Here is a 25,915-nt window from a genome sequence, read left to right on the forward strand (position 1 = left end):
TGCTTTTTTACGCTTCTCTTACTGCACTTTGCATAGACACCGGCTCTTCTTTTACTTTCACTTTGCGCTGCGGCACCATATTAAATACGATATTTAACAATACTGCTGATGCACTTCCAAGTACAATTCCGTTATCTGTTAAAATACGAATGCTTTCTGGAAGTTGTGAGAATAATGTAGGAACGACTGTTACGCCAAGCCCAATTCCAACAGAACATGCAACGATTAATAAGTTTTCTTGTCTTCCAAAGTCAACGCTACTTAACATTTTAATACCATATGCCATAACCATACCAAACATTGCGAGCATAGCACCGCCAAGTACTGACTTCGGAATAATTGTTGTGATAGCTGCAATTTTCGGAATAAACCCAAGAGCGATTAACATACCACCGCAAGTATAAATAATAACGCGATTTCTTACTCCAGTTAATTGAACAAGTCCTACGTTTTGAGAGTATGTTGTATATGGGAACGCGTTAAAAATACCACCTAACACCATCGCTAATCCTTCTGCACGATACCCTTTTGTTAATTCTTTTTCACCGATTTTTTTATTGCAAATATCAGATAATGCAAAGTATACACCTGTTGCTTCTACAATCCCTACACAAGCAACGAGAATCATTGTAATAATTGGTGTTAATTCAAATGTTGGTGTACCGAAGTAAAATGGCTGAATACCATGGAACCAATCCGCCTCTCCAACTGCTTGCAAGCTTACTTTCCCCATAAATGCTGCAACGATAGTACCGAACAACAAACCTAATAGAATAGAAATTGAACGGATAAACCCATCAAAGAAACGATACATAATGATGATAAATAATAACACTCCAAATGCTAACGCTAAGTTTTCAAGACTTCCGAAATCTTTGCTTCCTACTCCACCAGCCATATCATTAATAGCGGCTGGAACAAGTGTAACTCCAATTACTGTAACGACAGACCCTGTTACAACTGGTGGAAACAGTTTTACAAGCTTTCCAAATAATTTCGCAAAAATAACAACGAATAACCCGGCAGCAATAATTGCCCCATAGATAGAAGACACACCGTATTGTTTTCCAATTGCAATCATCGGCCCAACCGCTGTAAATGTACAACCAAGTACAACTGGGAGTCCAATACCGAAAAAGCGATTTGATAATGCTTGTAAAATTGTCGCAACGCCGCACATTAATAAATCAATTGAGACTAAGTATGTTAACTCTTTTTGATTTAAACCAAGTCCGCCGCCTACAATAAGCGGTACGATAATTGCGCCAGCATACATAGCAAGCATATGCTGCATACCAAGCGATGCAATTTTAAATGGATGCTGCTTCATTGCTTATTTCACCTCCGCAGTTTCATGCTGTACAAATGCAACTGTGCCGTTATCAAGTGATGCAATTTCTGCTAGTGATTCAACACGAACGCCTTGTTCACGAAGCTTCTTTCCTCCATCTTGAAATGCTTTTTCAATAACAATTCCAATTCCTGCAATACTCGCTCCAGCTTGCTCTACTAAACTCATTAAACCTAAAGCAGCCTGACCGTTTGCTAAAAAGTCATCGATGATTAATACACGATCATTTTCATCGATATGATTGCGAGATAATGAAATTTCATTCGTTTCTTGTTTCGTAAATGAGTATACGTTTGCAACGTACATATTATCTTGTAACGTTAACGATTTACGTTTTCTTGCAAAGATTACTTTTACACCAAGCTCTAATGCAGCCATAACTGCTGGTGCGATGCCTGAAGATTCAATCGTTACGATTTTTGTAATGTTCTCTTCTTTAAAACGTTTAGCAAATTCTTTTCCAATCTCTTGCATAAGTACTGGGTCAATTTGATGATTTAAAAATGCATCTACCTTTAATACGTCACCAGATAAAACCTTTCCTTCGTTCAAAATCTTTTCTTGTAATACTTTCATGTTTGTTCCCCCTCTTATGCAATAAAAAACTCCAAAAGCCGCCACCACTCGTTACAAGTGAGAGACGCGCTTTTGGAGTTTCGCAAAAAAGAATGCTAAACAAGCAATATATTCGTCCTCACTCATAGTCAAAGTATTTACGGTACTTCGGTAGAAACTTGCAGGCCATATCCCCGCGATTATATGAGTGTAGCTAACTATTTATTTTATAGATGGATTATAACGCACTTTTTATACTTTGAAAAGTATTTATTAACAAAACACGTACAAATTTTATAAAAACATCATTTTCGTTCGAGTTTTGTAAACTCTTACATATTATTTCAAAGCGTCGTTAAAACAATTGGCCCATCTTTTGTAATTGCAATTGTATGCTCATATTGCGCTGATAATTTCCCGTCCATCGTTCTTGCAGCCCATCCATTTAAATCTACTTTCGAATATCGCATACCTACATTTACAATTGGCTCAATTGTAATTACCATTCCTTCTTGCAACTCAGGCCCTTGTCCTTGTTTCCCAAAATGAAAAATTGCTGGTTCTTCATGGATCTCTTTACCTATTCCATGTCCCGTAAAGTCTCTTGCGACAGAAAAACCTTCATTTGCTACGTAACTCTCAATTGCATACCCAATGTCTCCTACATGATTACCGATTACCGCCTGATCAATCCCTTTATACAATGCATTCTCAGCTACTACCATTAACCTTTCCGCTTCCTCAGAAACATTTCCAACTCTATACGTCCAAGCAGAATCTGAAAGACCACCATTTAAGTTTACTACCATGTCAATTGTTACAATATCTCCTTCATTTAAAGGAACATCGGCCGGAAACCCATGACACATTTCATCGTTTACAGATGCACATATCGCATATGGATACCCATTGTAACCTTTCTGTTCAGATGTGGCACCATGCTGTTTTAAATACATTTCAACAAACGTATCAATCTCTTGTGTCTTTATACCTGGCTTTATCATTTTCGCAATTTCTTTATGACATGAAGCAAGTAATTTTCCAGATTCATGCATCAAATCTATTTCATTTTTCGTTTTAATTGTAATCATACTACCTCTACCTTTCCTTGCTAAACCTACTATTTACTACTAAAATTCTATCATACACATCTTCTTCCACAATTTCCAATTACAAAAGCAAATATCCTTTATCTCTATTTTCCGAATATAAATTTTTAGTTAATTCGATTTTTAAGATATTATATCTAGTATTTTTTATTGATATTTACTTATAAACAAAGTATAGTGTTACCATACTATTAAAAGGAGGATTATTAAAGATGATGCACGCAGGAAGACTACGTCAGCAAACTTTGAACAATAAGTAACTTAATATGTTCAAAGGCTCTGTTTTCATAAAGCAGAGTAAACGGGATTAGTCTGCACATTTTTAATAATCTTCAACGGAAGAGTACACTTTCCACATGAAGAAAGGCAGATATACGTCTGTCTTTTTTTCGTATATTTTTTCATACAAAGAGAGGCGTTTATTCATTATATCCTCGTTTACTCTTAACCACAGACAGAAGCTCGTCTGTGGTTTTTTTATGATTACATTTCCTTATATCTCGCTACTTTAATCATATTGATGTAGTTAGAAACAATTAGTAACAGAAAACATTAAAATTAGAATAAACATTTGGAGGAAATGGGAATGAATACACTTAAAGTTAAACAATTAGCAAATAAGGAAGGACTAAATATATTAGAAGATTCAATAGTAATTAATGAATCTGGCGTTGACTTTCAAGTAGCACACGTTAAAGAACAAAACGGAGATAAATGGATACTAAGAATTCCTCGTAGACCAGAATCTATGAGACATGTCCAACGAGAAAAAAAAGCATTAGAACTTATGAAAAAACATGTAGAATTCCAAGTTCCTGATTGGTCTATATTCTCTGAGGAACTAATCGCTTATAAACAACTAAGTGGCGTTCCTGCCGCTACTATCGATATAGAACGACAAGAATATATATGGAACTTTAATGAAAAGAATGCACCAACTGAATACAATATTTCATTAGGAAAAGTTCTAGCGAATTTACACTCATTACCTCAGCAAAAATTTAATAATATAGGTGTTGAAATTCTTACTGCTAATGAATTAAGAACTTCTATGAAACAAAGGATGAATCGAGTGAAGGAACAATACCACATCAATCAAAACTTATGGGATCGTTGGCAAGCATGGCTAGCTGAAGACTCTTTTTGGCCATCTCATGTAGGAGTAAAGCACGGGGATATACATCCAGGTCATATCCTGATTGATAAGAAAAATAATGTAACTGGCTTAATCGATTGGACAGAAGTAGGGATAGCTGATGTATCTATCGATTTCGCTTCCCATTATCTGCTCTTTGGGAAAGATGGACTAACAAAGTTAATTAATTCTTATGACAATTCTGGCGGTAAAACTTGGTCAAGAATGGATGAACATATTATCGAACTTCTAACAACAAATAGTATCACTGTTGCTGAATACGCTCAAGTATCAGGTTTGAAAGACATGCATGAAATAGCTGTACACATGCTATCAACTGAAAGTTAATGAAGTTGCAAAAAACAGAAGAACCCTCTTCTGTTTTTTGTTATTTTCCACATATATAATTCATTTTCAAAAACTCAAAACAACTACCGTTTGTTTTTTGTATAAACGTCCCAACTGCTTCAAACCCTGCCCTTTTATATACTTTAATAGCTCTCTCATTAAATTTCACTACTGATAGTGTTATATAATTGCACCCATATTTTTCTTCACTAAAAGCTAGTCCCGCATTCACGAACTGTAAACCAAATCCATTGCCAGTTATATCAGGTCTCATTCCAAGTCCTATATCAACCGTTCCATTATTCATTTTACAAACAGTAAAAAAACCAATGAGAGTGCCATTTTCCTTTACAGAAAATGTATGATTCCCTCTACTCTCATCATGTAAAAACTCATCTAAATCTTCTTCATCTGCCGCTATATCATAAAAAGAATATTTCCCTTCATAGTGCCAGTTATATGCAATCTCTTCCGCTTCTTCTTGCGTCATTACTGTATATGTATAAAGCATTCTTTTATCCCCCTTAAAAAAAGAGCTGCAATTAAGCAGCTCTTTTTTATAACTCATAAATTTCTTTATACTTCGCTTCTAAATAATCTGCTAAGTAGTTTGCATTTAATCCTTCGCCTGTCACATCTTCTAAAATTTCAAGTGGCTTTTTCGTTTTACCGTATTGGTGAATATTTTCTGTTAACCATTCACGAATTGGTGTTACGTTTCCTTCTTCTAATAATGCGTCAAAGTTCGGAATGTCTTTTAACATTCTTTGCTTAAACTGTGCTGCATACATGTAACCAAGCGCATAAGATGGGAAGTATCCAAATGAACCACCAGCCCAGTGAACATCTTGCAATACACCTTGTGCATTATTTTCCGGACGAATGCCTAAATATGCTTCCATCTTATCATTCCAAGCTGCTGGTAAGTCCTTCACTTGTAATGTACCATCAAATAATTCTTTCTCAAGCTCATAACGAACCATAACATGAAGCGGGTATGTAAGCTCATCTGCTTCTATACGAATGAATGACGGTTTCGATTCGTTAATTGCATCATAAAACTCATCAACTGACATATCATCAAATTGACCATTGCTATACTCTTTTAATAAATCATAATTCTTCTTCCAGAATGATTTATTACGGCCGATAAAGTTCTCAAAGAATAATGATTGTGATTCGTGAATACCCATAGATGTACCACTGCAAAGTGGTGTACCTTCAAATTGTTCTGCAATATTTTGTTCATATACTGCATGACCACATTCATGAATTGTTCCAAAAACAGCCATACGAAAATCTTTTTCATCATAGCGTGTCGTAATACGAACATCCCCTCTATTTAATGTAATTTCGAAAGGATGTACTGTTTCATCAAGACGACCTGCTTCAAAGTCATAATTCAATTGCTTCAATAATTCTAATGTAAAGTTCTTTTGTTTTTCTTTTGAAAATCGTTCCGATAAAGCACTTGTTTTTAATCCTTTTTTAGACTCAGAGATTTCTTTTACAAGCGGTACGATGTGCTCACGAAGTTGACCAAATACGTGATCTAAAACTTCCACTGTAATACCTGGCTCATACATATCTAATAATGTATTGTATTTATATGTTTCATAACCCCAATATGTAATAAATTTCTTTTTAAATTCCACAATTTTTTCTAAGTACGGGCGGAACATTTCGAAATCAGATTTTTCGCGAGCTTCTTCCCACACACTCTCCGCTTTCGCTTCTAATTTCACATAAGCCTCATATTCAACTTGTGGAATTTTTTTATTTCTATCATATTCTTTCCGGCACTCTTCAACCATTTTCTTCGTCGTTTCAGAAAGTTTATCTTCGCGTATTAAAGCTTCAAGCTCTGTTAAATAGTTTCCCATCTCATCTGAAGTCGACATAGCAAACACTTCTGACGAAAGCATACCAATTACTTCAGAACGCTGATCCACACCTTTTTTTGGTGCACCTGTTCTTAAATCCCAAAACATTAAACTTAATGCTTCTCCATAATTCTGTATCTTCTTCACGTATGTTAAAAATTGTTTTTCTACTTCATATGTAGCAACTGTCATCGTATAAAAGCCTCCTTTTTCTACCTCAAACTTAATTCGACACGGAAACATAAATTCCTTTTATAATAGAAAAAAGCTTGGCAAGCGCCAAGCTTTTTCCTTATAATTCTTTACCTTCTACTGGCAGTACATTTTTCACAGCTGCAACTACTTTCTCATCTTCTGAATCAGATAAGAAGATTGATATAGCACCTTTATCGTCGCTCGTACGAATTAAACGTCCGATCCCTTGACGAAGTCGTAAAATCATATACGGTACATCTACATCCCAGAATGGATCATTTACGTGCTTACGTTTCGCTTCAAACACAGGATCGTTTGGAGGGAATGGTAATGACCAAATGATAACATGTGATAATGATGAACCTGGAATATCTAAACCTTCCCATAAATGAACGGCACAAAGTACAGTCTCTTCTTCATTTTGGAAACGAGAAACGAGCTGACTAATTTCCTGATCTCCTTCATATAGGAACGGAACTGACATTTGTTCTTTACTTACATATTCTTTAAACGCTGCAAGTTCTTGTGTTGTACGGAATAATACAAGCGTACGTCCATTTGTTTTTTGTATATTTTCAAGTGTATATTGACACTTTCTTTCCCATTCATTTTCTTTCGTATGCGATAGTAAGTTTACCGCCATTTGCTCCTCATAATCAAACGGTGAGGCAACTGAGAATGATAAGTAATCTTTTACCCCTAGACTATTTGCTGTAAATGCGAATGAATCGTTGTTCGATAATGTCGCAGAAGAGAAAATATACGGGATTTTCTTCGAGAATACTTTCTCTTGTAACACCTCTTCAACTGCACGCGGCATAATAACTAACGTGAAGGCACCATCACCTTCTTCACCCCATGTAATTACATTTTTCTCGTGCATAAACAGACGAAGTGAATGTTCTAACACATCTAAATGCTCATCAACGATATTTAAGTCATACGTGTTTACTGTATGCATTTCACTTTCAAATACTAATGCATCACCGACTTCACCAATTTTTGCATAAAGTCGCTTCGCTTCAGCTGTTACTTTTTCTGTCACAGTAATTTCTAAACGATCAGAACCGGCAATTTCCTTTTTATTCTCTTGTAACACATCAAAGAATCGCTCTGTTTGCCAAATTGTTTCTTCTACTAAATGTGCAAACTCCTCGCGAATATCGTTTTGCAACAATCTCGTTAAAAGTTGCTCCATCATCGTTTGCTTTAAACGGTATGTTAAAGCTTTTTGAGCTGCATATTCTACAAGATGTCCTTCATCGAATACAACGCAGCTACTTTCTGGTAATAATGGAATTTGCCCTTCACGCTTACGAGCATCGTACGTCCAAATATGATCCATATAGAAATCTTGAGAACAAATAATTAAATCTGCTGCTTTACGATAATGTTCACGAGAAAGAGTTTGTCCACAGCGATGACGAGAATCACAAGTAAAGCAATCTTGGAAGTAATCCCAATTTACTTTTGACCATTCTTCGTCATTTAAAAGTGGAAATTCTTTTCTGTCACCATAGTGAGTAAAGTTTTGCATCGTACCATGATCGAATACAAACTGTGGTAACTCGTAATATACGTCTTCAATTACTTCTGGAGCTCGTCCACTCATAACATCTTCAAGTTTACGTAAGCATAAATAATTATCCATTGATTTTGCAAGCCTTACATCAACAGATAGCCCTAATGCTTCAGATAACTTAGCAATGTCCCCTTCTTCTTTCACAAGCTGCTCAATTAACGTTTCATCTGCACAAGCAATAATAGCTGGTTTCCCAGTATAACGCGCGTAACAAATTGCATATAGAAGATATACAATTGTTTTCCCTGTTCCTACACCCGCTTCTGCGAACATAACTTTCTTTTCTTGGAAAGCGCGTTCTAACTGAAACGCCATAAAAATTTGTTCATCACGCTCTTCAAAGCCTTTTTCCGGAAGGATGTCGTAAAATACATCTCCAATCCACTCATTCAACTTATCATAAAAATTATCTTGTTTTCCTACTTCAAATGGTAATCTCTTCTCAGTAAACATCCTTAGCCTCCAACCAAAAAGTTTTTCTATAAAAAGATAATAGCAACTGCTACGCATATGTATGCATTTGCTTTCCCCTGTTGCCATACATAGAAATTCACGAAAAAAAATTTTCCTTTCGAAAAAGGAAAATTTTCTTCTATATTAATGACTTTAAATACCGTTTATCAATCGCTGTTTCATGTGAAAGAGCTGACAAATATTCTTCTTGTGCTTTTTGTATTTCATCTACAATCGCACCTTGACTATCCACTTCTTTTCCGAGCTCATCATACGTACGGTGAATAGCTTTTTGAATCATTGATAATTGGAAACTATCCATATCACTTCCTCCTTTACGCATTACATAATAGCCAGTATATGCGCGCTGAAGGAGTTTTATACTATGAATTACGCGGTGGACGTTTTCCGAAGTATTGGTAGTAATCTGTACGGATAAATCCGTTAAACAGTTTACGCTTCTTCGACGCATCTTTTCCGTAACACTTCTCAAATGCTTCGTAGCTTGTTAATACATACGCTGACCATGTATCTAACGGACGGAATACTTGTCCCATTTCTTTATACAGTTGTTCAACGAGTGCTTTTTCACTTAAACGTTCTCCGTATGGAGGATTCGTTACAACGTAGCCATAATCCTCTTTTGTTGTGAAATCTTTTACCTGCATTTGTTTAAATGTAATTAAATCACCTAAACCTACTTCTTCTGCGTTATCTTGAGCAACTCGAATCATACGATGATCAATATCTGATCCTATGATTTGTAATCGTTGATCATAGTTCGCTAAATCTTCAGCTTCTTGACGCGCTTCACGCCAGTTTTGTTTACCTACCCAGCCCCACTCATCTGATGCGAAACCACGGTTAAATCCTGGCGCAATGTTTTGCCCAATTAATGCCGCTTCAATCGGAATTGTACCTGATCCACAGAATGGATCAACAAATGGACGATCTGGCTTCCAGTTTGTTAATTTAATTAAAGACGCAGCTAATGTTTCTTTTAACGGAGCTTCCCCTTGATCCATACGGTATCCACGTTTATGAAGTCCAACACCACTCGCATCAATTGTTAATGTTGCAATATCCTTGAGCATTGCAATCTCGATACGGAATAACGGACCATCTTCTTCAAACCAAGTTGTACGTTTATATGTTGTTTTTAATTTTTCAACGACAGCCTTTTTAACAATACGTTGGCAATCCGAAACACTGAATAATTCAGATTTTAAAGATTTACCGATAACAGGGAACTCGCCATTCTCTGGAATATAATCTCCCCAGTTTAATGCTTTCGTTTTTTCAAATAGCTCATCAAATGTTGTTGCTTTAAATTCGCCAACTTTAATTTTTACACGATCCGCAGTACGTAACCATAAATTCGTGCGACAAATCGCCTTTTCATCTGCTTCAAATGTTACTTTGCTGTTTTCTACTTGACATTCATAACCAAGATCGCGAACTTCTCGGGCAACTAACGCTTCAATACCCATTGCCGCTGTTGCAATTAAAGTAACTTTTCCCATTTGCATTCACCTCTTATGTATATTCAAACAATAATTAATAGCAATTGTTCCTATTAATCATTACATTTTACGAAAAATTTTCTCATTAACCATTTTAACTCATACTTTATAACTTCATACAAATAAAAAGCCCTCCTCTAACAAAGGAGAGCTGAGTTATTTCATAGTTGGTTCATAACGTTCTGTAAGCCATGTTCTGTTCCTTTGTACTACAAACGGCCCACGCCTCGTACTCCGGTGGCAATCATCTATCTACAGGTTATAAAACCTGTCCTTTCCCGTCGTTCATTTCCTTGGAAAAGATTCCCCTACCATTATTTGGGTTTCTCGCTCGTGGGGTTTACCTCGTTCCACTCCTATCATTTCTTCAAGGACTTCGTCACTGTGGCACTTTAAAGGTAGTCAAACCATATCCGAAAGGACTTAGGTTTTTTCCCTGCCGTTAAACCAGCCTTACAGCCAGAATACCCTAGCTTATGAATTGGCTAGGCACGAACACTACAGCCATCTCAGGCCGTGCGAGCATGGACTTTCCTCTACAACGTTGGCGTTGCAGCGATTACCCAAACGTTATGACATCCATTAGTATAGTGGAAACAAAAAGATTTTGCAACGTTTTTTTCTATGTAAAATGCTTAAACCTTTTCCCACCTTACATCATTCGTATAACTTACTTCCAAATACAGCTTTTTCTAAGTTAGATAAGCGTTTTAAAATATCCGTATTCGTGTTGTTATAAACCGGTTGTGCAACTGGTGTTTGTACAGGTTGTTGTGGAACTTGCGTTACTGCTAGTTTTTGTTCCTCTAATTCACGCTTTAAACGAGCATTTTGTTGCTTTAATTGCTCAAACTCTTTGTGGAAAGCTTCATAGTCTTTAATGATCATATCAAGAAACTTATCTACTTCTTCTTGCTGATAACCTCTCATACCTGTTTTAAATTCTTTTTCTAAAATATCTTTCGCTGTTAATTTAATTTTATCCGAAATCATTTTCTTCACCTCAAATTTTTACCAAAACTTTCATTAACTAAATTTTTTCAGAAACAATGCTTTTTGTCAATCATATATACGAGTACTATATTACATATTACTCTGCATTATTCCACTGTTCCTCTTCTATTATATCTTGTAACTCAGAAAAAAGAATGAAATAACTGTGATAATTTTCTATTTCCCCTTTTTTCTTTGCTGTTTCTACAATATATTTGGGACTTCCTGGTTTTTCTTCATCGTATACCGCTAAAAGTGCATCACTTTTTTCAATAAAAAATTGATTTTTTAATTTAAATTGCTCTGGGCTTTCATACTTCCGTTTCGTGATACTATCAACATGGTCTGCTTGAGAAAGAATAAATTCGTAATATTCACGATTATCTTCTTTCCAATTTTCTTCTTGTTCTAAAAACGGAGTGAATACCGCTAATTTTAAATCTGGATATTCTACTTGAATTTCAAAAACAACTTCAGCAGCCCATAATTCTACACCTAACTGGCCGCTTATTATAACCCATTCTAAACCATCTTCTACAAAAGTGGTTAATTTACGGTGTAATGCCTTTTTTATACACCCCACCCCTGGATGATCATTTTTAAATATTCCAAGTTCAAATGGCTTATATCCTGTTACTGCAATAACTTTCATATCAACACTCCAATTACAAAAAAAGAACTAGCATTTCGCTAGTTCTAACATATCATTTACTTTTTAAATATTCCACCAACGTTTGGTCCGATATTTGGACCTACTGGTGATACATTGTTTGGTAAAAACGGTGATACATTTGGTCCTGGTCCAAACGGTGATACATTCGGTCCTGGCCCAAATGGAGATATTTGATGACCGTGGTGATGATGACCATGGCCACACGGTCCACATCCACCGCCGAATCCTGGGTCGATTGGGTCCACAACATTTACATTTGAATTTGTTTGTGGGAAGAAGTTTTGGTTTTTAATTTGTTGATGATGTACATGTGTTGTATGTGTTGGGAAAATGTGTGGCACCACCGTTGTTGAAAAAGAGTGTGTTACGCATTGTTTCGTCGGATGAACGACAGGAGCAGTTGTACAAATAGGTCCTACAGGCTTATGCCCTCCAAAACAAGGATGACAATGATGCATAGTTTTTTCTCTCCTCTCTCGTTAAAAAAATCTGATTACACTTTACAGTATGAGAAAAGAGAGAAAGCCGTTTGTTATATATACCCATTTATTACAAGGAAATTTGTCTAGTCCTTTATTTCATATACCATACTTTCATAGACAACTCTTCAACATTACTTACCAAAAAAGCCTCCAACTTGCTTTACAATACCTGTCACCTGATTCATCGCATTCATCATTTGTCCAGCTGTATTCATCATTTTATTTACATCATAGTTACCATCGGATGTTTTAAATTGAGAAACAAAACTAGAAAACTGACTTGGCTGTTGTTGCTTTTGTTTACTCTGCGTCGGGTACGGCTGTTTTGGTGGATAAAACATCGCTTGTTGATTAGCATAGGGCGATGGTGGTGGCATATAATATTGCGAATTCATATAAGGCTGCTGCTGTTGTTGATTCATGTATGGTTGCTGAGCTTGTGATTGTTGAGCTTGATTCACATAAGGTTGCTGCTGTTGTGATTGTTGAGCCTGATTCACATAAGGTTGCTGCTGTTGTGGTTGTTGAGCTTGATTCATAAACGACACTTCAAACGGTTGATAATAATTTTGATTTCCATAATAAGGCTCGAAAGGATACATATTATACCGTAAATATGTATCCGTATTATATTGGTACATATTTTGCTGTGCATATGGATTTGTTTGCTGATATACGTTAGATTGTTGAAACATGCATTCTCTCCTCCTTCACATAAGTTTCTACATATATAATATGTACCTATAAAATAATATGTGTGATGGAGTATCTGTCTATTTTTGTCGGAAGTTTAAATTTTTAAAAAATTAAAAAAGAAAACCCTTCCATGCTATGATAATTAAGAAGAAGATTCTCATGGGGGAGGAATCAACATGGTATTAGGGGATTTAAAACAAGCGTTTTCTCAAAAAAAGGGGTATTGCACAGAGAATGCAAATGAATTATTAGACTTTGCGAGACATTGGTATCTCGAAGGAAAAATATGCATTTCAGATTATCGAACATTAATAAAAGAATTAGAAATAAACGGCGCAACAAAACCTACAACAATGACAGAAGCATAAAAATAACAAGAGGGTTCTCCCTCTTGTTATTTACATTGCTCAACTATATTTTGCAAAGTATACGAAATGGCTTGGTGTGTTTCAAAGAATCGTTTACCTTTACCTTTATTTACAAAGCATTGTAACACATTCGTTTGTAAATTATCGTATACTTGATCAATTTGCTGTACATGTATATACTTTGGCTTTTCTTCTTTAATCCACGTATAAGCTAATTCTTTCCACTTCTTTAATTCCTCATCTACCATGTCTACAAATGGTTTCATATCCTTATAAAAGTCGTATTCGATTAGTTCTCTTTTTTTTATATTCGCTTCATTATTATACTGCATGAGTTTTTCTGAAGACTGTATTAATGCTTCATTCTTCATCTCTTTCCCACCTTATTATGCACTCACTACGACGTTTTGAAATGTCTTTACCCAATTCCCTTTTTCTTCGTGATGCACTAATTTATTTTCCATATGTTCAATATGCATTTCTGTTATTTCTATCTTATTACATATTTTTTCACTCGCATCCTTTAATGCATGATTCATTCTAATCCCTATATTCATTTCCAGCAAATCGAGAGAACTTAACATTTGATCCATTTTTTTCATTACATCTTCCTTCTGAACCATCGCCATATACAAAACGCCTCCTTCTTTGCTTTTCCTTTGTCATGTAATTTCGCCGAACGATTCACCACTCCTGCCCACATGACAAAACTAGTTGTTATTCGTCAAAGAAATCATTTCGTATGTCATTTATAGAAATGGTAACAATACAAAAAGGAGGTGTAGTACAATGGCAAAGAACAAAAATGAAAAAAAGAAAAACCAAAACAAACAACAAAATAAACCCGAGACTGGCAATCCAAAGCTAGATGGTCCAAACTTCCCTGCTACATAAAGCGAGACTTTATTACGTACGGTTAAATTTCAAGTCACCCTTAATCTCCTACTAGCATTACGTTTTGAGATTAAAGTCGTAGCAAGCATAGCAGGATTATTTCAAATTAAGAAGTCCCGTCTTCAAAATGGAAGACGGGACTTCTTTTTCATTATATCATGAACTCATCCATCCTTTTAACGAAACGATTTACGATAGATATCCTATAGATTTGTTCCCTCTTTCTCCTATACCATTCTGTTATATTAACTTCCTCTTTAGGTTCTTCAAGTACAAATAGCACATTCATTTTCATATTTGCACAAAACCAATCTCTCATTTCTATTTCTTCATGTAAAACAACAGGATAACTATCTCTAAGTGCTGGCGTACACGATTTTCTAGTTTCCTTTGAGTAAAATTCATAATCTTCTCTAGACCCAGTATGTGTAGTTTGCACTGCAAACTTATAAAACGAACCATTATAAATTGGATGAAACAATAACCATGCTAATTTTTTTCCCAGTTCTATACGCTGTTGTAACGTTTCAAATTGATAAACCGAAAATCCATACATCCTCCCTTCAATTGTTGGGAAGATAACTGCACTAATATGAAATCTTTCTTGTACTTTAAAAAGTGCAGTATGGAATACATGTTTTTTAAAATATGTGCTCTCAATGACTGGTTTTTGAATTTTATTTTGTTCATTTATAATAAGGGCTGTTATAAGCCTATTCATATCTCTTTTCTCCCAGAAAAGTAACCATTCTTTTTCCATAAAAATTGATACGCTGAAATATTGCAACAAATGAAAGAGAGGTGTACGTCTCTTCTTACTTTCCTCATACAATAATAGCTGAGGAAAGGCATCTAAGAAAATAATCCAATTAGCTTGTTCGTACAGAAGAAATAAATGTTTTTTTACCGTTTTAGGTAAAACAGTAGCATAATATCTCCCTTCTAAATCGGTCATATTCCATCCCGCATTTCTCGAAACCATACTCGCTAAAAAGGCCCACCTGATTTCACTATTTCTTAAATAATATTCTTGATAAGATTGTGTCCGAGAAATATTGTCCACATTAGCTATTTCTGTTTTCTTTGTAATATTGCGAATGATTGCTTTTTCTTCCTCTGTACAAAACTTTTTTTCTCGATTTTGTTTAATTTTCATATAATCATTCCATGTCAACATAAATAAGTCATCATACCTTTCATCAAAAAGGTCACATCTTTTTTCATTTTTTGATATAATCACCTTTGTAAGTAATTCTTAGTAAGTTGGGAGTGGACACACTATGACCATTCGTTACCCAAATGGAAAAAGGTATAATCAAGCTTCACAACCTCAAAAAACACCTATAAAAACACATACTTATAGCAACAGAGGTATGTCCCTTGAAGAGGAATTGAATGAAACAAATCAATATTACTTAACCCATAATATTGCATGTGTACATAAAAAACCTACACCTCTTCAAATTGTAAAAGTAGATTACCCCGCTCGAAGTGCTGCAGTGGTAAAAGAAGCGTATTTTAAACAACCTTCTACAACAGATTACAACGGTGTATACAAAGGGAAATACATCGATTTTGAAGCAAAGGAAACAAAAAATAAAACTAGTTTCCCACTTCAAAACTTCCACCTTCATCAAATAGAACATATGAAGCAAGTGGTTGCTCATAATGGAATTGCATTTGTCATTATTAAATTTACACTTTTTGATGAATTTTATTTATTAGATGCAAAACATATTATTGCATTTTGGAATCGTCAAAATACTGGTGGACGCAAGTCGATTACGAAAGAAGAAATAGAAGAGCATGGATCCTTATTATCATGCGGTTATCACCCTCGGATTGACTATATCCGTGTACTAGACACGGTTTATTTTTCGTGATAGAGTCATCACTAAGGCTCTTTTTTCGACTTTTGGGGAGAGAATGAAAGGTAGGAGAAAGTATAATGTCAGATAATTATCGTTCTCGTACAGAACGAAATCATGTGAAAAATCAAGAGAAAAAAACACATAAAGAAGAAAAACCAAAGAAAAAAGGCTCCTTTTTCAAGAAATTCCTTATAGGTTGTCTACTTCTTGGTATCGTTGGTCTCGTAGCCGGCGTTTCCGCTTTCTTTGTTATGGTAAAGGACGCTCCAAAATTAGACAAATCCAAACTCGTTAATCCTTTATCAACAAAGTTTCTTGATAAAAACGGGAATTTCTTCTATGAATACGGTGCTGAAAAACGAACGCATGTTACTTATGATCAAATTCCAAAAGTAGTTGAAAATGCATTCCTTGCAACTGAGGATTCGCGTTTCTATGATCATAATGGAATTGATTTTAAACGAACTACAAAAGCAGTTATGGAAAATGTCACTGGTGGTTTCGGTTCCCAAGGTGGTAGTACGATTACACAGCAAGTCGTTAAAAACTATTTTCTAACGATGGATAAAACTGCTAAGAGAAAAGTACAAGAATGGTACTTATCTTATAAATTAGAGCAACAATACTCTAAACATGAGATTTTAGAAATGTACTTAAATAAGATTAATTTAGGTAACCGTTCATATGGTATTGCGACAGCAGCGCAAAAATATTATGGTAAAGATTTAAAAGACTTGCAATTACATGAAGCTGCTATGCTCGCTGGTTTACCCCAAGGTCCAAACATTTATGATCCAACAAAAAAGGAAAATGTTGAACGAGCAACAAATCGTCGTAATGTTGTATTATCATTAATGAATCGACATGGTTATATAACAAAAGAAGAAATGAATAACGCCGTTAAGATCCCAGTAACAGAGGGCCTTCAACCGTCTTCAGAAGTAACTGAGATGAAGTATCAAGCATTTTTAGATGCGGTTGTAAAAGAAGTTGAAAAAGAATATCCTGATGTAAATATCGGTTCAGATGGTTTAACGATTCATACAACACTTGATCAAGATGCTCAAGATTACGCTGACAAAATTATGGATGGCAATCTTATTAAGTATCCAGACGATCAATTCCAAGGGTCATTCGTATTTATGGATACACAGTCTGGAGAAGTTCGAGCAATTGGTGCTGGACGTAAAGAAAGTAAGTCTACTTTCAAAGGTCATAATATGGCAACTGATTTAAAACGCCAAGTTGGTTCAACAATGAAACCAATTTTCGACTACGGTCCGGCAATTGAAAATTTACAATGGTCTACATACCATCAATTAAACGATTCAGAGTATACGTATTCCAATGGTAAAAAAATACAAAATGCAACAAAGAGCTACAAAGGTGACGTTTCACTACGTGAAGCTTTGAAAAAGTCATTAAACATTCCAGCTTTAAAGACAGCACAAACAGTTGGTCTTAATAAGTCAAAAGAATTCGCTGAAGGTTTAGGCATGACCTTTAAAGAAGGAAAAGTCTACGAATCAACAGCAATCGGTAGTAACGAGGGGTCTCCATTGGAAGTAGCAGGTGCATATGCAACCTTCGGTAATAGTGGTAACTATAATAAACCACACTTCGTAAAAGAAGTAACCTTCCCGGACGGGAAAAAGAAAAGCTTTAAACCTAAGGAACAACGCGCAATGCAAGACTATACAGCTTACATGGTTACTGACGTTCTTCGTGACGTAGTAAAACCTGGTTCTGGTGGTACAGGTCCAACAGCATACGTTTCAGGTGTTGACGTAGCAGGTAAAACAGGAACACAAAACTTTGATGCATCAGTTCTTCAAAAATATGATATCCCAGCTGATGCAAACAGAGATAGCTGGTTTGCTGGATATACACCACAATACACAATGGCTGTTTGGACTGGTTACGAAAAAGATGGTCCAAAAAATTATGTTAGTGATCGCTCCACTAGAATTGCACAGCAAATGTTCCAAATAATGATGAGCAAATTCGCTACAGATAAATCACGCTTTGAACGTCCTTCTTCTGTACAAGAAATAAACGGAGAGTTATACGTTAAAGGTGCGAAAAAAGATGCAATTAAACAAATTAAAGTAGATGCCCCTAGTGGTCTGAATGTCACTTTTGATGGCGCTAGCACAGTTACACTAAACTGGTCTGGACCAGCAGAAGTTGACGCATATGCAGCCAGCTATAAAGCAACTGACGGTTCAAGTGGTAGCCTATCAATAAGTGGTACGACAGCTACTCTTGGTGGTATTAAACCAGGTGTTACTTACAGCTTCTCTGTAGTAGCGAAAAAAGGTACTGGAACAAGCCCAGCAATTGGTGCATCCTTCACTGCGCCTGGCGGAACTCCAGATGCGAAAAAAGCTGATGAAGAGGCTAAGAAAAAGGCCGATGAAGAAGCTAAGAAAAAAGCTGATGAGGAAGCCCAGAAAAAAGCTAATGAAGATAAAGTAAAACAAGACGAAGCTAAGAAAAAAGCTGATGAAGAGGCTAAGAAACAACAAGAACAGCAGCAACAAGAACAACAACGTAAACAGCAAGAAGAAGCTCAAAAGAAAGCTGATGAGGAAGCTAGAAGAAAAGCTGAAGACGAAGCTAAGAAAAAAGCTGAAGACGAAGCTAAGAAGAAAGCTGAAGAAGAGGCCAAGAAAAAAGCTGAAGACGAAGCTAAGAAACAACAAGAACAGCAACACCAAAATACCGGAGGAGATACACCTCAGGCAGACGGTGCTGTTGTTACAACAGAGTCCTAATAAACAAAAAAAGAAGTCCGTTTCTCTTAACGAGAAGCAGACTTCTTTTTTGTTATCATTTTCTTTACAAACAGCTTTTCTATTTCGATATATAACTGCGCTAATTGAATATAAGAATGATAATTACTCGGTTTCTTTATAATGAATGAATACCTTTCCATAAAATTAACAGGTTGCACTTTTAATTTATTCGTATTTATTTGCATTTCATTCAAACTATGAACAGGTTGCTCATTTAACCAATAGACAACCGATAACAAGTGAGCTGCAAAAAGAATCATTGGCCCCTCAGCCTCTTGCTTATCTCTATTTCGAAACAGTATAGCAATGTCTTCATGCTTATTTTTCCATACATTCAACACTGCTGGAATACTGTTTTCAATTTCCTTCCATGGCTCATACTGTCTTTCAATATCAAATATAAAGTAAGTATTTTGTATTATTTCTTCAAAAGACTCGTCTGTATGATACTCAATTGAATTTACGCTTTCTTTAAAAAATGGTAAGCAATGAAATTCTTTCGGTATTTCTATAACTCGCTCCATCCTTTATTTCACCTTCATTCGCTTCTTTCCTTCACGACATACTTCTAACAGCCTGCACTCCTCACATTGCGGTCGTTGTGCTTTACAGTGATAACGTCCAAAGAAAATCATACGATGATGCGTAACCCCCCACTCATCCATCGGTACTTTCTTCATTAACGTTTTTTCTACTTCTAACACAGAGTCTTTCCATCTACAAATCGCTAATCGTTTACTCACTCGCTCCACATGTGTATCAACAGCAATTGCCGGAATCCCAAACGCTACGGAAACTACAACATTCGCTGTTTTCCTTCCTACACCTGGTAATTTCGTAAGTTCATCTCGATCGCTCGGTACCTCCCCATTATAGTCATCTAATAACATTCGGCATAATTTTTGAATGTTTTTTGCTTTATTTCTATACAATCCGATAGAGCGTATATCTTGTTGTAATTCTTCTAGAGAAACACTTAAATAATCTTCTGGTGTTTTATATTTTTGAAATAAATTTCTTGTCACTTTATTTACAAGTACATCTGTACATTGTGCAGATAACGCCACCGCGATTACAAGTTCAAATGGATTGTCATGAACCAATTCACAATGTGCTTCTGGATACATATCCGCCATTGTGTCTAAACAATAACGGATTTGCGTTTTGTTAAGCATATTTCCCCTCCTATATTACTGCTCCAACCAATTATAAAAAGGCACTTTACCAGTAAATTTCGTCTCTTGTTTTGTCATTTGTTGTGCTCTTTGTTGATTCGCTCTAAATTTTTGACCTTGATTTTGAGCCTGATCTACCGTTTTAATTCCATTCTTTTTCCACTCAAATAAAATACGATCAATATATCGGAAATTTAGTTTTCCACTCATTACAGCTTCTCTAAGAGCCGCTTGAATTAAATTTGGATGATGTTGATCTTGGTCCTCCCACATTCCTAACGTTTCACATTCGAACGGCGAAAGTGGTCTTCCAAATTCTTTTTCGAATACTGTATATAAATTTACTTGCAGCTGTTTTTTTTCTTTTTGCTCTTCCTCTATTGATTCATCCATTAAGAAATGTAATATTTTTTCCCATAACGGTTGTAAAGAATAACTTTCGCACATCATCGCTTCTGATCTTTGTCCACCTTCTAGTGATAAAAAACCTTTTTGAATCAACGCCTGAATTATTTCCATACATTTCATTTCTGTTATCGTCATCCGTTCAGAAATCTCTGAAGGAGTCGGAAACGAATTACCTGATTCTAAAAATGTATGTATATGAAGTACAACCATAAATTCCGTCTCATTTAAACCTAATTTTTTATAATGCATCATAAGCAATTTTGGAATTGCAATGCTTCCCTGCTCAAACCACTGTAACATCATTTTCTTTTTCATCACCAAACACCTCGCTCTCTAGTATAACACACCTTTAGCTATTTCTTTTTGCCACAATTCGTCAAAAAAACCTCCCCATTAATAGGGAGGTTTTGTATATTACATAAATGAAATATACAATTAAGCTTGCACTTTACTTTTCATAAATGTATGGATGCGTTCCAATGCTTTCTCTACTTGTTCAAGAGATGTCGCATATGATAAACGAACATTATTTGGAGCACCAAATCCTGTACCTGGTACAAGAGCCACTTTTTCCTCTTCTAATAGAGCTTTTGCCCAATCATCAACTGTTGCATATCCTGATAAAGCTACAGCTTCTTTTACGTTAGGGAATAAGTAAAATGCACCTTGCGGTTTAATACAAGTAAAGCCAGGGATTTGAATTAATTTATCATAAATGATGTTTAATCTCTCTTCAAAGGCTTGACGCATTGTTTCCACAGGTTCTTGTGAGCCTGCATATGCCGCAATTGCGCCGTATTGAGCGATTGAAGTAGGGTTTGACGTACTATGACTCGCTAAGTTCGTCATCGCTTTAATAAGCTGCTTATTTCCTGCAGCATATCCAATACGCCATCCTGTCATAGAATGAGATTTAGATACACCATTAATAATAAGTGTTTGTTCTTTTAATGCATTAGAAAGCTGGGCAATTGAAATATATTCTACGCCACCATAAATTAATTTTTCATAAATTTCATCAGAAACAATTAAAATATCATGTTCTAAACATACTTCTCCAAGCTGTTGTAATTCTTCTTTGCTATAAATCATTCCTGTTGGATTGCTCGGTGAATTAATAATAACTGCTTTCGTTTTCTCTGTAATTGCCTCACGCAGCTGCTTTGCTGTAATTTTGTACTCATTGTCTTCTAAACCTTCTACATAAACCGGCTTACCGCCAGCAAGCTTTACTTGCTCTGGATAGCTTACCCAGTAAGGAGTTGGGATGATAACTTCATCTCCCTCATCAAGTAATACTTGGAATAATGTATATAATGCATGCTTTGCGCCATTACATACAATAATTTCAGATGGATCATACGCAATACCTTGATCGCGAGTAAATTTCTTCACAATTTCTTGTTTTAACGATTGTAATCCACCTGTTGGTGTATACTTCGTATGCCCTTCTAACATCGCTTTATGTGCAGCATCCATAATATGCTCTGGTGTATTAAAGTCAGGTTCCCCTGCCCCTAATCCAATTACATCATGACCCTCTGCTTTTAATGCTTGTGCCTTTGCTGTAATCTCTAAAGTTGAAGACGGTGTTAAAGCAGCTACTCGCTTTGCTAATTTCATTTGTAGTTCCCCCTACATCTATTTTTCAATGCTATATCGTCTTAAAAATTTTCCATCTTTAAATTCAAGATAGTAATAACTATAACGATTGTCATCATCAATATATGTAACTTCCCATAGTGGTACATCATTTTCAAAGCCTAATTTCACTTTCATAATCTCTTTCGGCTTACTTTTTGATTCCTTACTTTCATTGCCGACTTGTTCTACTGTTCTTTGTATAGCCTCTTTTTCAGAAATACCTTCGCTCTTTTTCCTTACTACAGTATCCCCTTTTTTCTCAGGCACCCAAACGATAAGTTGTTCTCCCTTTTCATCTGTACCTTGCACGACTATATATGCAGATTTTCCGTTGTAATAATCAACAGATTTCACCTTTGTAAGCTTTGCTTTTTCTTTAGCAATTTCTACAAATTTCGACTCTTTTGGAATTTTCTTTCCCATCGCTTTATTATAAACATACGCCCCATATATTCCGCTAGCAACGATAACAATAATGATTGCAAAGATCCACTTTTTCATTGTATCGCTACGTTCTGTAAATCGTAAATACAGCTGTTTCTTTATCTTTTTCGTCTAATGCTAGTCCGAACATGAGGTCCTGCTCTTTTAACGTACGATTCAAACTATCAACAATTTTATACAAATCAGACGAATATTTAATACGCGTCGTTGATAGTACTTCGATTTTCTTCTCCATGAAAAAACTCCTCCGTTACACAAAAATTTCTAATTATAGAAGAACGCAATGCGGTTACAATAAGAGTACATTCTTTACAACCCCTGCTTCATCACCCATCTATTATAGCAGGACATGTACAGCAAAAAAAGGTTTCAAGTCGAAAACCAACACATTTTGTATACAAGAAGTAAGAAAAATAAAATTCCTCCTACCCACATTTTTTACGCCTGAAGTTTATAAGTACTTCAGGCGTATTTTTCTTCCATTTTTATTCATTTAATGGTTCTTCTAATTGTACTAATAATTCTTCTAATGGCCCTTCATAAAGAGGTACGTTAGGGATCGATTGTAGAAATCGTTTTCCATAGGAAGAACTCGTCAAACGACGATCTAACACTACTACCGTTCCTGTATCTGTATTCGTTCGAATTAAGCGGCCGAATCCTTGTTTGAAACGTAATATTGCTTGTGGCAACGCTAATTTAGCGAATACATCCTCACCTTGATTTTTTAGCCACTCACCTTTCGCTTCCATCATAGGTTGATGAGGAGGCGTAAATGGTAGACGGACAATAACAAGACAACTTAAGGCATCTCCTGGAATATCTATCCCTTCCCAGAAACTACTCGTCCCTAATAAAATTGATTTGTCGAACTCTTGAAACTTTCGAATTAAGCGGCTTCGACTTCTATTATTCACACTTTGTGTGAGTAATAAATAACCCTCTAATTCATCATTATTTTTTAAATTCGCATACGCTTCTTTTAACATTTCATACGAAGTGAATAAAACAAGCATTCTGCCTTTTGTGGCTTTCGCTATCTTTGCAATATGTTCCGATACAGATTCAATATATCGCTCATTACTTACTTGCTTAATAAAAGGTACATCCGTTGAAACCATTAATTTCATTTGTTCATCATAACGAAATGGCGACGGAACCTTTAAAGTATTTGGAGCGAAATCATGTAAACCAAGTTCCTCTTTTATATAATCAAACGTATCGTTAACTGTTAGTGTTGCGGATGTAAAAATAACACTCTTTTTTTCTGTTAAAAATTTATCAGCAAATCTTTCACCAATATGAACAGGCTGTGCATATAGAACTGTTGAATGAATCGTCCCTTTCGTTTCAGTCTCCATCCAAGTTACATACGAATTCTTTTCTAATACGAGTAACTGTAATGATTCTGCCATCTTTCTCAGCAACTCAATTAAATGCATAAATTCACCTGTTACAACATGCATCTCCCATTCTAACTTACTTTGCAATATATCCACTTGCTTCTCAAGAGCAGTTACTACCCTTCTTAATTCATATATAAAACGATTTGTTAATTCGACGATACTATCCCACAACTTACCTTTTTCTAGTTCTGCGTTATACCTATAGATGAGCGGCATATTATTTGTTCCTTGTTCTTGCTTTGTTTGTTTAAATATAAAATTACGTAACATTTGGAAGAGTTCATCCGCATCAAACTTAAGTTCCTTCAAACTATAACTTATCATACGGAAAGTTGAACGAGATGCTTGCTCTGATTTTTTCATCATTTTATATACTTTGGAGAGTACATCTTCTGTTTCTAGCGTCCCAAGACGAGATATAACCAATTGAAAATACATACAAGAGAACTGTTCACCCAATGTTCTACTCGCAGCTTCTTCAATATGGTGAGCTTCATCAAAAATAATATGTTCGCATGAAGCAAACAGCGGTTCTTCACTTGAAAAATCTTGAAATAATAACGCATGATTTGTAATAACGATATCTGCAAATAAAGCTTTATTCTTCGCTCGCTGGTAAAAACAACGACTAAACCAATTACTTTGCATACCGCCTGGACTATACGCATCACTACAAATACGATTCCAAAGTAACTTTCCGCCCTCAGGAATATTTAATTCGTCTCGATCACCCGTTTCAGTTTGCAATAGCCAAACTAAAATCTTGGCTTTCGTAAGTGCCATATCATAATTTTTTTCTTCCTCTTGTAAAGCATACTCAAATTTGTGTAAGCAAAGATAATGCTTTCTTCCTTTTAGAAGAGCTGCATCAAATGAAAATGGCATTATTTTTTGTAATAACGGAATTTCTTTTTCTAATATTTGTTGTTGGAGTTGTACCGTTTGTGTACTTATAATGACAGGTTCTTCTTTTCTCTTTGCAAAATAAAGACTAGGAAGCAAATACGCAAGAGTCTTTCCTGTTCCTGTACCGGCTTCAATTAGTGAAAAACGAGAATCTCTTAACGCCGTATATATCTCTTTCATCATCAGTTGTTGACTTTCTCTTCTTTCAAACTTTGGCATATGTGATTCCAATTTATCCATCGTTTTATTCAAGAAAGCATCAAACTTTGATGAACACGTTTCTCCAAGGTTTAAGGAATAGTTCCGCTTTTTCAGCGCAATATTTCGATGTATTTCATACTCCGCTATATCTTCTTTACCATGCATTACTTTCTTTAAAATATTTTCAGAAAGCACATCAGCTATATCACTTTGAAACACGTCGCTTAATTCATAAAGCGATTGCAACGTGACAAGTGGTAACTTTACAATTTCATTTAAAAATTGTAAAAATAATTCCGCTGTTGCAAGAGCATCACTATCCGCACGATGTGGTTGATCATGTTCTAGTTCGTGCTTCTTAGCTAAATCACGTAATTTATAACTATCAGCTGTCGGTAAAAGAATTTGAGCCAATTCAACCGTGTCGATTTTAGGACAATGTATTTCTGTATATCCAGCCTGCCTTAATTCTTCATTTAAAAAATTCCAATCAAAGTGAACATTATGCGCAACGAAAGCCGCACCTTGTAATAGCTCAACAATCATCGGGGCTACATCTTGAAATAACGGGGCTTGTTTTACAAGACTTTCATCAATCCCTGTTAATTCTGTAATAAATGGTGGGATCTCTCTCTTTGGGTTAACAAAAGACGAAAAAATCTCCAATATCTCTCCATCTTCTACTACAACAGCTGCAATTTGGGTAATTTTATCCTTCCCATCTTTCCAGGAGTTCCCTGTCGTCTCTAAATCAACAACGACATAACGCTTACTCATATATGTAACACCTCAATTTCTTACCGTTCAAACAACAATAATTTA

The 25,915-nt window shown here is 35.6% G+C and carries 27 protein-coding genes, 1 other RNA gene and 1 riboswitch; of the genes, 5 read left to right on the forward strand and 23 right to left on the reverse strand.

What is annotated here, in order from left to right; translation table 11 throughout:
- Positions 1–7 precede the first annotated feature (7 nt).
- The 3 genes from pbuX to CN409_RS17930 all read right to left on the reverse strand — a co-directional run bounded on the left by pbuX (position 8) and on the right by CN409_RS17930 (position 2,997).
- Complete coding sequence (gene pbuX / locus CN409_RS17920; protein ID WP_000809215.1) at positions 8–1,330, reverse strand: xanthine permease PbuX; 1,323 nt, start codon at positions 1,328–1,330, stop codon at positions 8–10.
- A gap of 3 nt (positions 1,331–1,333) precedes the next feature.
- Entirely contained in the window at positions 1,334–1,927 is a 594-nt protein-coding gene (locus tag CN409_RS17925; protein ID WP_000866481.1) for a xanthine phosphoribosyltransferase, read from the reverse strand.
- Positions 1,928–2,032: 105 nt separating this feature from the next.
- Positions 2,033–2,134, reverse strand: a riboswitch (purine riboswitch).
- A gap of 116 nt (positions 2,135–2,250) precedes the next feature.
- The gene (locus CN409_RS17930) at positions 2,251–2,997 is read right to left on the reverse strand and encodes a type I methionyl aminopeptidase (RefSeq protein WP_000628412.1); all 747 of its coding nucleotides are present in this window, start codon (positions 2,995–2,997) and stop codon (positions 2,251–2,253) included.
- A 604-nt stretch (positions 2,998–3,601) separates the two neighbouring features.
- On the opposite strand from CN409_RS17930, the gene mphL reads away from it, so the two are divergent.
- A complete protein-coding gene (gene mphL, locus CN409_RS17935) occupies positions 3,602–4,498 on the forward strand; it encodes a macrolide 2'-phosphotransferase MphL (RefSeq protein WP_081143526.1) in 897 nt (298 codons plus the stop codon).
- A 40-nt stretch (positions 4,499–4,538) separates the two neighbouring features.
- Here the strand turns inward: mphL and CN409_RS17940 are convergent, their stop codons facing one another.
- The 10 genes from CN409_RS17940 to CN409_RS17985 form a co-directional block, all read right to left on the reverse strand.
- Entirely contained in the window at positions 4,539–5,009 is a 471-nt protein-coding gene (locus CN409_RS17940; protein ID WP_000967501.1) for a GNAT family N-acetyltransferase, read from the reverse strand.
- A gap of 46 nt (positions 5,010–5,055) precedes the next feature.
- Positions 5,056–6,573, reverse strand: a complete 1,518-nt coding sequence (ypwA, locus tag CN409_RS17945; RefSeq protein ID WP_086389874.1) for a carboxypeptidase — start codon at positions 6,571–6,573, stop codon at positions 5,056–5,058.
- Between the two features lie 100 nt (positions 6,574–6,673).
- Positions 6,674–8,611 carry an ATP-dependent DNA helicase gene (locus CN409_RS17950; RefSeq protein ID WP_000493696.1) on the reverse strand — a complete coding sequence of 646 codons (1,938 nt, stop codon included), beginning with the start codon at positions 8,609–8,611 and terminating at the stop codon, positions 6,674–6,676.
- 139 nt (positions 8,612–8,750) lie between these two features.
- A complete protein-coding gene (locus CN409_RS17955) occupies positions 8,751–8,933 on the reverse strand; it encodes a DUF3921 domain-containing protein (protein ID WP_000376895.1) in 183 nt (60 codons plus the stop codon).
- Between the two features lie 61 nt (positions 8,934–8,994).
- Positions 8,995–10,134, reverse strand: a complete 1,140-nt coding sequence (locus CN409_RS17960) for a THUMP domain-containing class I SAM-dependent RNA methyltransferase (protein ID WP_000521224.1) — start codon at positions 10,132–10,134, stop codon at positions 8,995–8,997.
- Between the two features lie 180 nt (positions 10,135–10,314).
- Positions 10,315–10,705, reverse strand: an RNA gene (gene rnpB, locus CN409_RS17965) — RNase P RNA component class B.
- 86 nt (positions 10,706–10,791) lie between these two features.
- Entirely contained in the window at positions 10,792–11,127 is a 336-nt protein-coding gene (gene gpsB, locus CN409_RS17970) for a cell division regulator GpsB (protein ID WP_000622431.1), read from the reverse strand.
- Positions 11,128–11,224: 97 nt separating this feature from the next.
- On the reverse strand, positions 11,225–11,779 hold the full coding sequence (locus CN409_RS17975; protein ID WP_000862927.1) for an SLOG family protein: 555 nt from the start codon (positions 11,777–11,779) through the stop codon (positions 11,225–11,227).
- 56 nt (positions 11,780–11,835) lie between these two features.
- Entirely contained in the window at positions 11,836–12,258 is a 423-nt protein-coding gene (locus CN409_RS17980) for a CotD family spore coat protein (RefSeq protein WP_000546292.1), read from the reverse strand.
- Positions 12,259–12,413: 155 nt separating this feature from the next.
- The gene (locus CN409_RS17985; RefSeq protein WP_000487716.1) at positions 12,414–12,977 is read right to left on the reverse strand and encodes a YppG family protein; all 564 of its coding nucleotides are present in this window, start codon (positions 12,975–12,977) and stop codon (positions 12,414–12,416) included.
- A 177-nt stretch (positions 12,978–13,154) separates the two neighbouring features.
- On the opposite strand from CN409_RS17985, the gene CN409_RS17990 reads away from it, so the two are divergent.
- Positions 13,155–13,346: a YppF family protein gene (locus CN409_RS17990; protein WP_000242652.1), complete on the forward strand. Its 192-nt coding sequence runs from the start codon at positions 13,155–13,157 to the stop codon at positions 13,344–13,346.
- Between the two features lie 26 nt (positions 13,347–13,372).
- On the opposite strand, the gene CN409_RS17995 is transcribed toward CN409_RS17990, so the two are convergent.
- Together CN409_RS17995 and CN409_RS18000 are read right to left on the reverse strand one after the other, a co-directional pair.
- Positions 13,373–13,717, reverse strand: a complete 345-nt coding sequence (locus CN409_RS17995; RefSeq protein ID WP_000786936.1) for a YppE family protein — start codon at positions 13,715–13,717, stop codon at positions 13,373–13,375.
- A 15-nt stretch (positions 13,718–13,732) separates the two neighbouring features.
- Positions 13,733–13,975 (reverse strand): hypothetical protein, encoded by a 243-nt coding sequence (locus CN409_RS18000; protein ID WP_001252036.1) that lies wholly within the window; start codon positions 13,973–13,975, stop codon positions 13,733–13,735.
- Positions 13,976–14,060: 85 nt separating this feature from the next.
- Here CN409_RS18000 and CN409_RS32675 point away from each other — a divergent pair, with 85 nt between their 5' ends.
- A complete protein-coding gene (locus CN409_RS32675; RefSeq protein ID WP_003277508.1) occupies positions 14,061–14,240 on the forward strand; it encodes a hypothetical protein in 180 nt (59 codons plus the stop codon).
- Positions 14,241–14,391: 151 nt separating this feature from the next.
- On the opposite strand, the gene CN409_RS18010 is transcribed toward CN409_RS32675, so the two are convergent.
- On the reverse strand, positions 14,392–15,417 hold the full coding sequence (locus CN409_RS18010) for a DUF2515 domain-containing protein (RefSeq protein ID WP_003277507.1): 1,026 nt from the start codon (positions 15,415–15,417) through the stop codon (positions 14,392–14,394).
- Positions 15,418–15,520: 103 nt separating this feature from the next.
- On the opposite strand from CN409_RS18010, the gene recU reads away from it, so the two are divergent.
- Both recU and CN409_RS18020 read left to right on the forward strand, forming a co-directional pair.
- A complete protein-coding gene (gene recU / locus CN409_RS18015) occupies positions 15,521–16,123 on the forward strand; it encodes a Holliday junction resolvase RecU (protein ID WP_000155599.1) in 603 nt (200 codons plus the stop codon).
- Between the two features lie 65 nt (positions 16,124–16,188).
- The gene (locus tag CN409_RS18020) at positions 16,189–18,888 is read left to right on the forward strand and encodes a PBP1A family penicillin-binding protein (RefSeq protein ID WP_017762953.1); all 2,700 of its coding nucleotides are present in this window, start codon (positions 16,189–16,191) and stop codon (positions 18,886–18,888) included.
- 26 nt (positions 18,889–18,914) lie between these two features.
- Here CN409_RS18020 and CN409_RS18025 read toward each other — a convergent pair whose 3' ends face one another.
- The 7 genes from CN409_RS18025 to dinG form a co-directional block, all read right to left on the reverse strand.
- Positions 18,915–19,433: a YpoC family protein gene (locus CN409_RS18025; RefSeq protein ID WP_000442661.1), complete on the reverse strand. Its 519-nt coding sequence runs from the start codon at positions 19,431–19,433 to the stop codon at positions 18,915–18,917.
- A 3-nt stretch (positions 19,434–19,436) separates the two neighbouring features.
- A complete protein-coding gene (gene nth, locus CN409_RS18030; protein WP_000933035.1) occupies positions 19,437–20,084 on the reverse strand; it encodes an endonuclease III in 648 nt (215 codons plus the stop codon).
- Between the two features lie 15 nt (positions 20,085–20,099).
- A complete protein-coding gene (dnaD, locus tag CN409_RS18035) occupies positions 20,100–20,807 on the reverse strand; it encodes a DNA replication protein DnaD (protein ID WP_000728537.1) in 708 nt (235 codons plus the stop codon).
- Positions 20,808–20,927: 120 nt separating this feature from the next.
- Entirely contained in the window at positions 20,928–22,115 is a 1,188-nt protein-coding gene (gene aspB, locus CN409_RS18040; protein WP_000761569.1) for an aspartate transaminase AspB, read from the reverse strand.
- 18 nt (positions 22,116–22,133) lie between these two features.
- Positions 22,134–22,637 (reverse strand): cell wall elongation regulator TseB-like domain-containing protein, encoded by a 504-nt coding sequence (locus CN409_RS18045; RefSeq protein WP_000758741.1) that lies wholly within the window; start codon positions 22,635–22,637, stop codon positions 22,134–22,136.
- Between the two features lie 7 nt (positions 22,638–22,644).
- The gene (locus CN409_RS18050; RefSeq protein WP_000412179.1) at positions 22,645–22,815 is read right to left on the reverse strand and encodes a YpmA family protein; all 171 of its coding nucleotides are present in this window, start codon (positions 22,813–22,815) and stop codon (positions 22,645–22,647) included.
- A gap of 250 nt (positions 22,816–23,065) precedes the next feature.
- Entirely contained in the window at positions 23,066–25,870 is a 2,805-nt protein-coding gene (dinG, locus tag CN409_RS18055; protein WP_017762952.1) for an ATP-dependent DNA helicase DinG, read from the reverse strand.
- Between the last annotated feature and the right edge of the window lie 45 nt (positions 25,871–25,915).

Source organism: Bacillus sp. AFS012607 (genome assembly GCF_002558005.1).
GTDB lineage: Bacteria > Bacillota > Bacilli > Bacillales > Bacillaceae_G > Bacillus_A > Bacillus_A thuringiensis_S.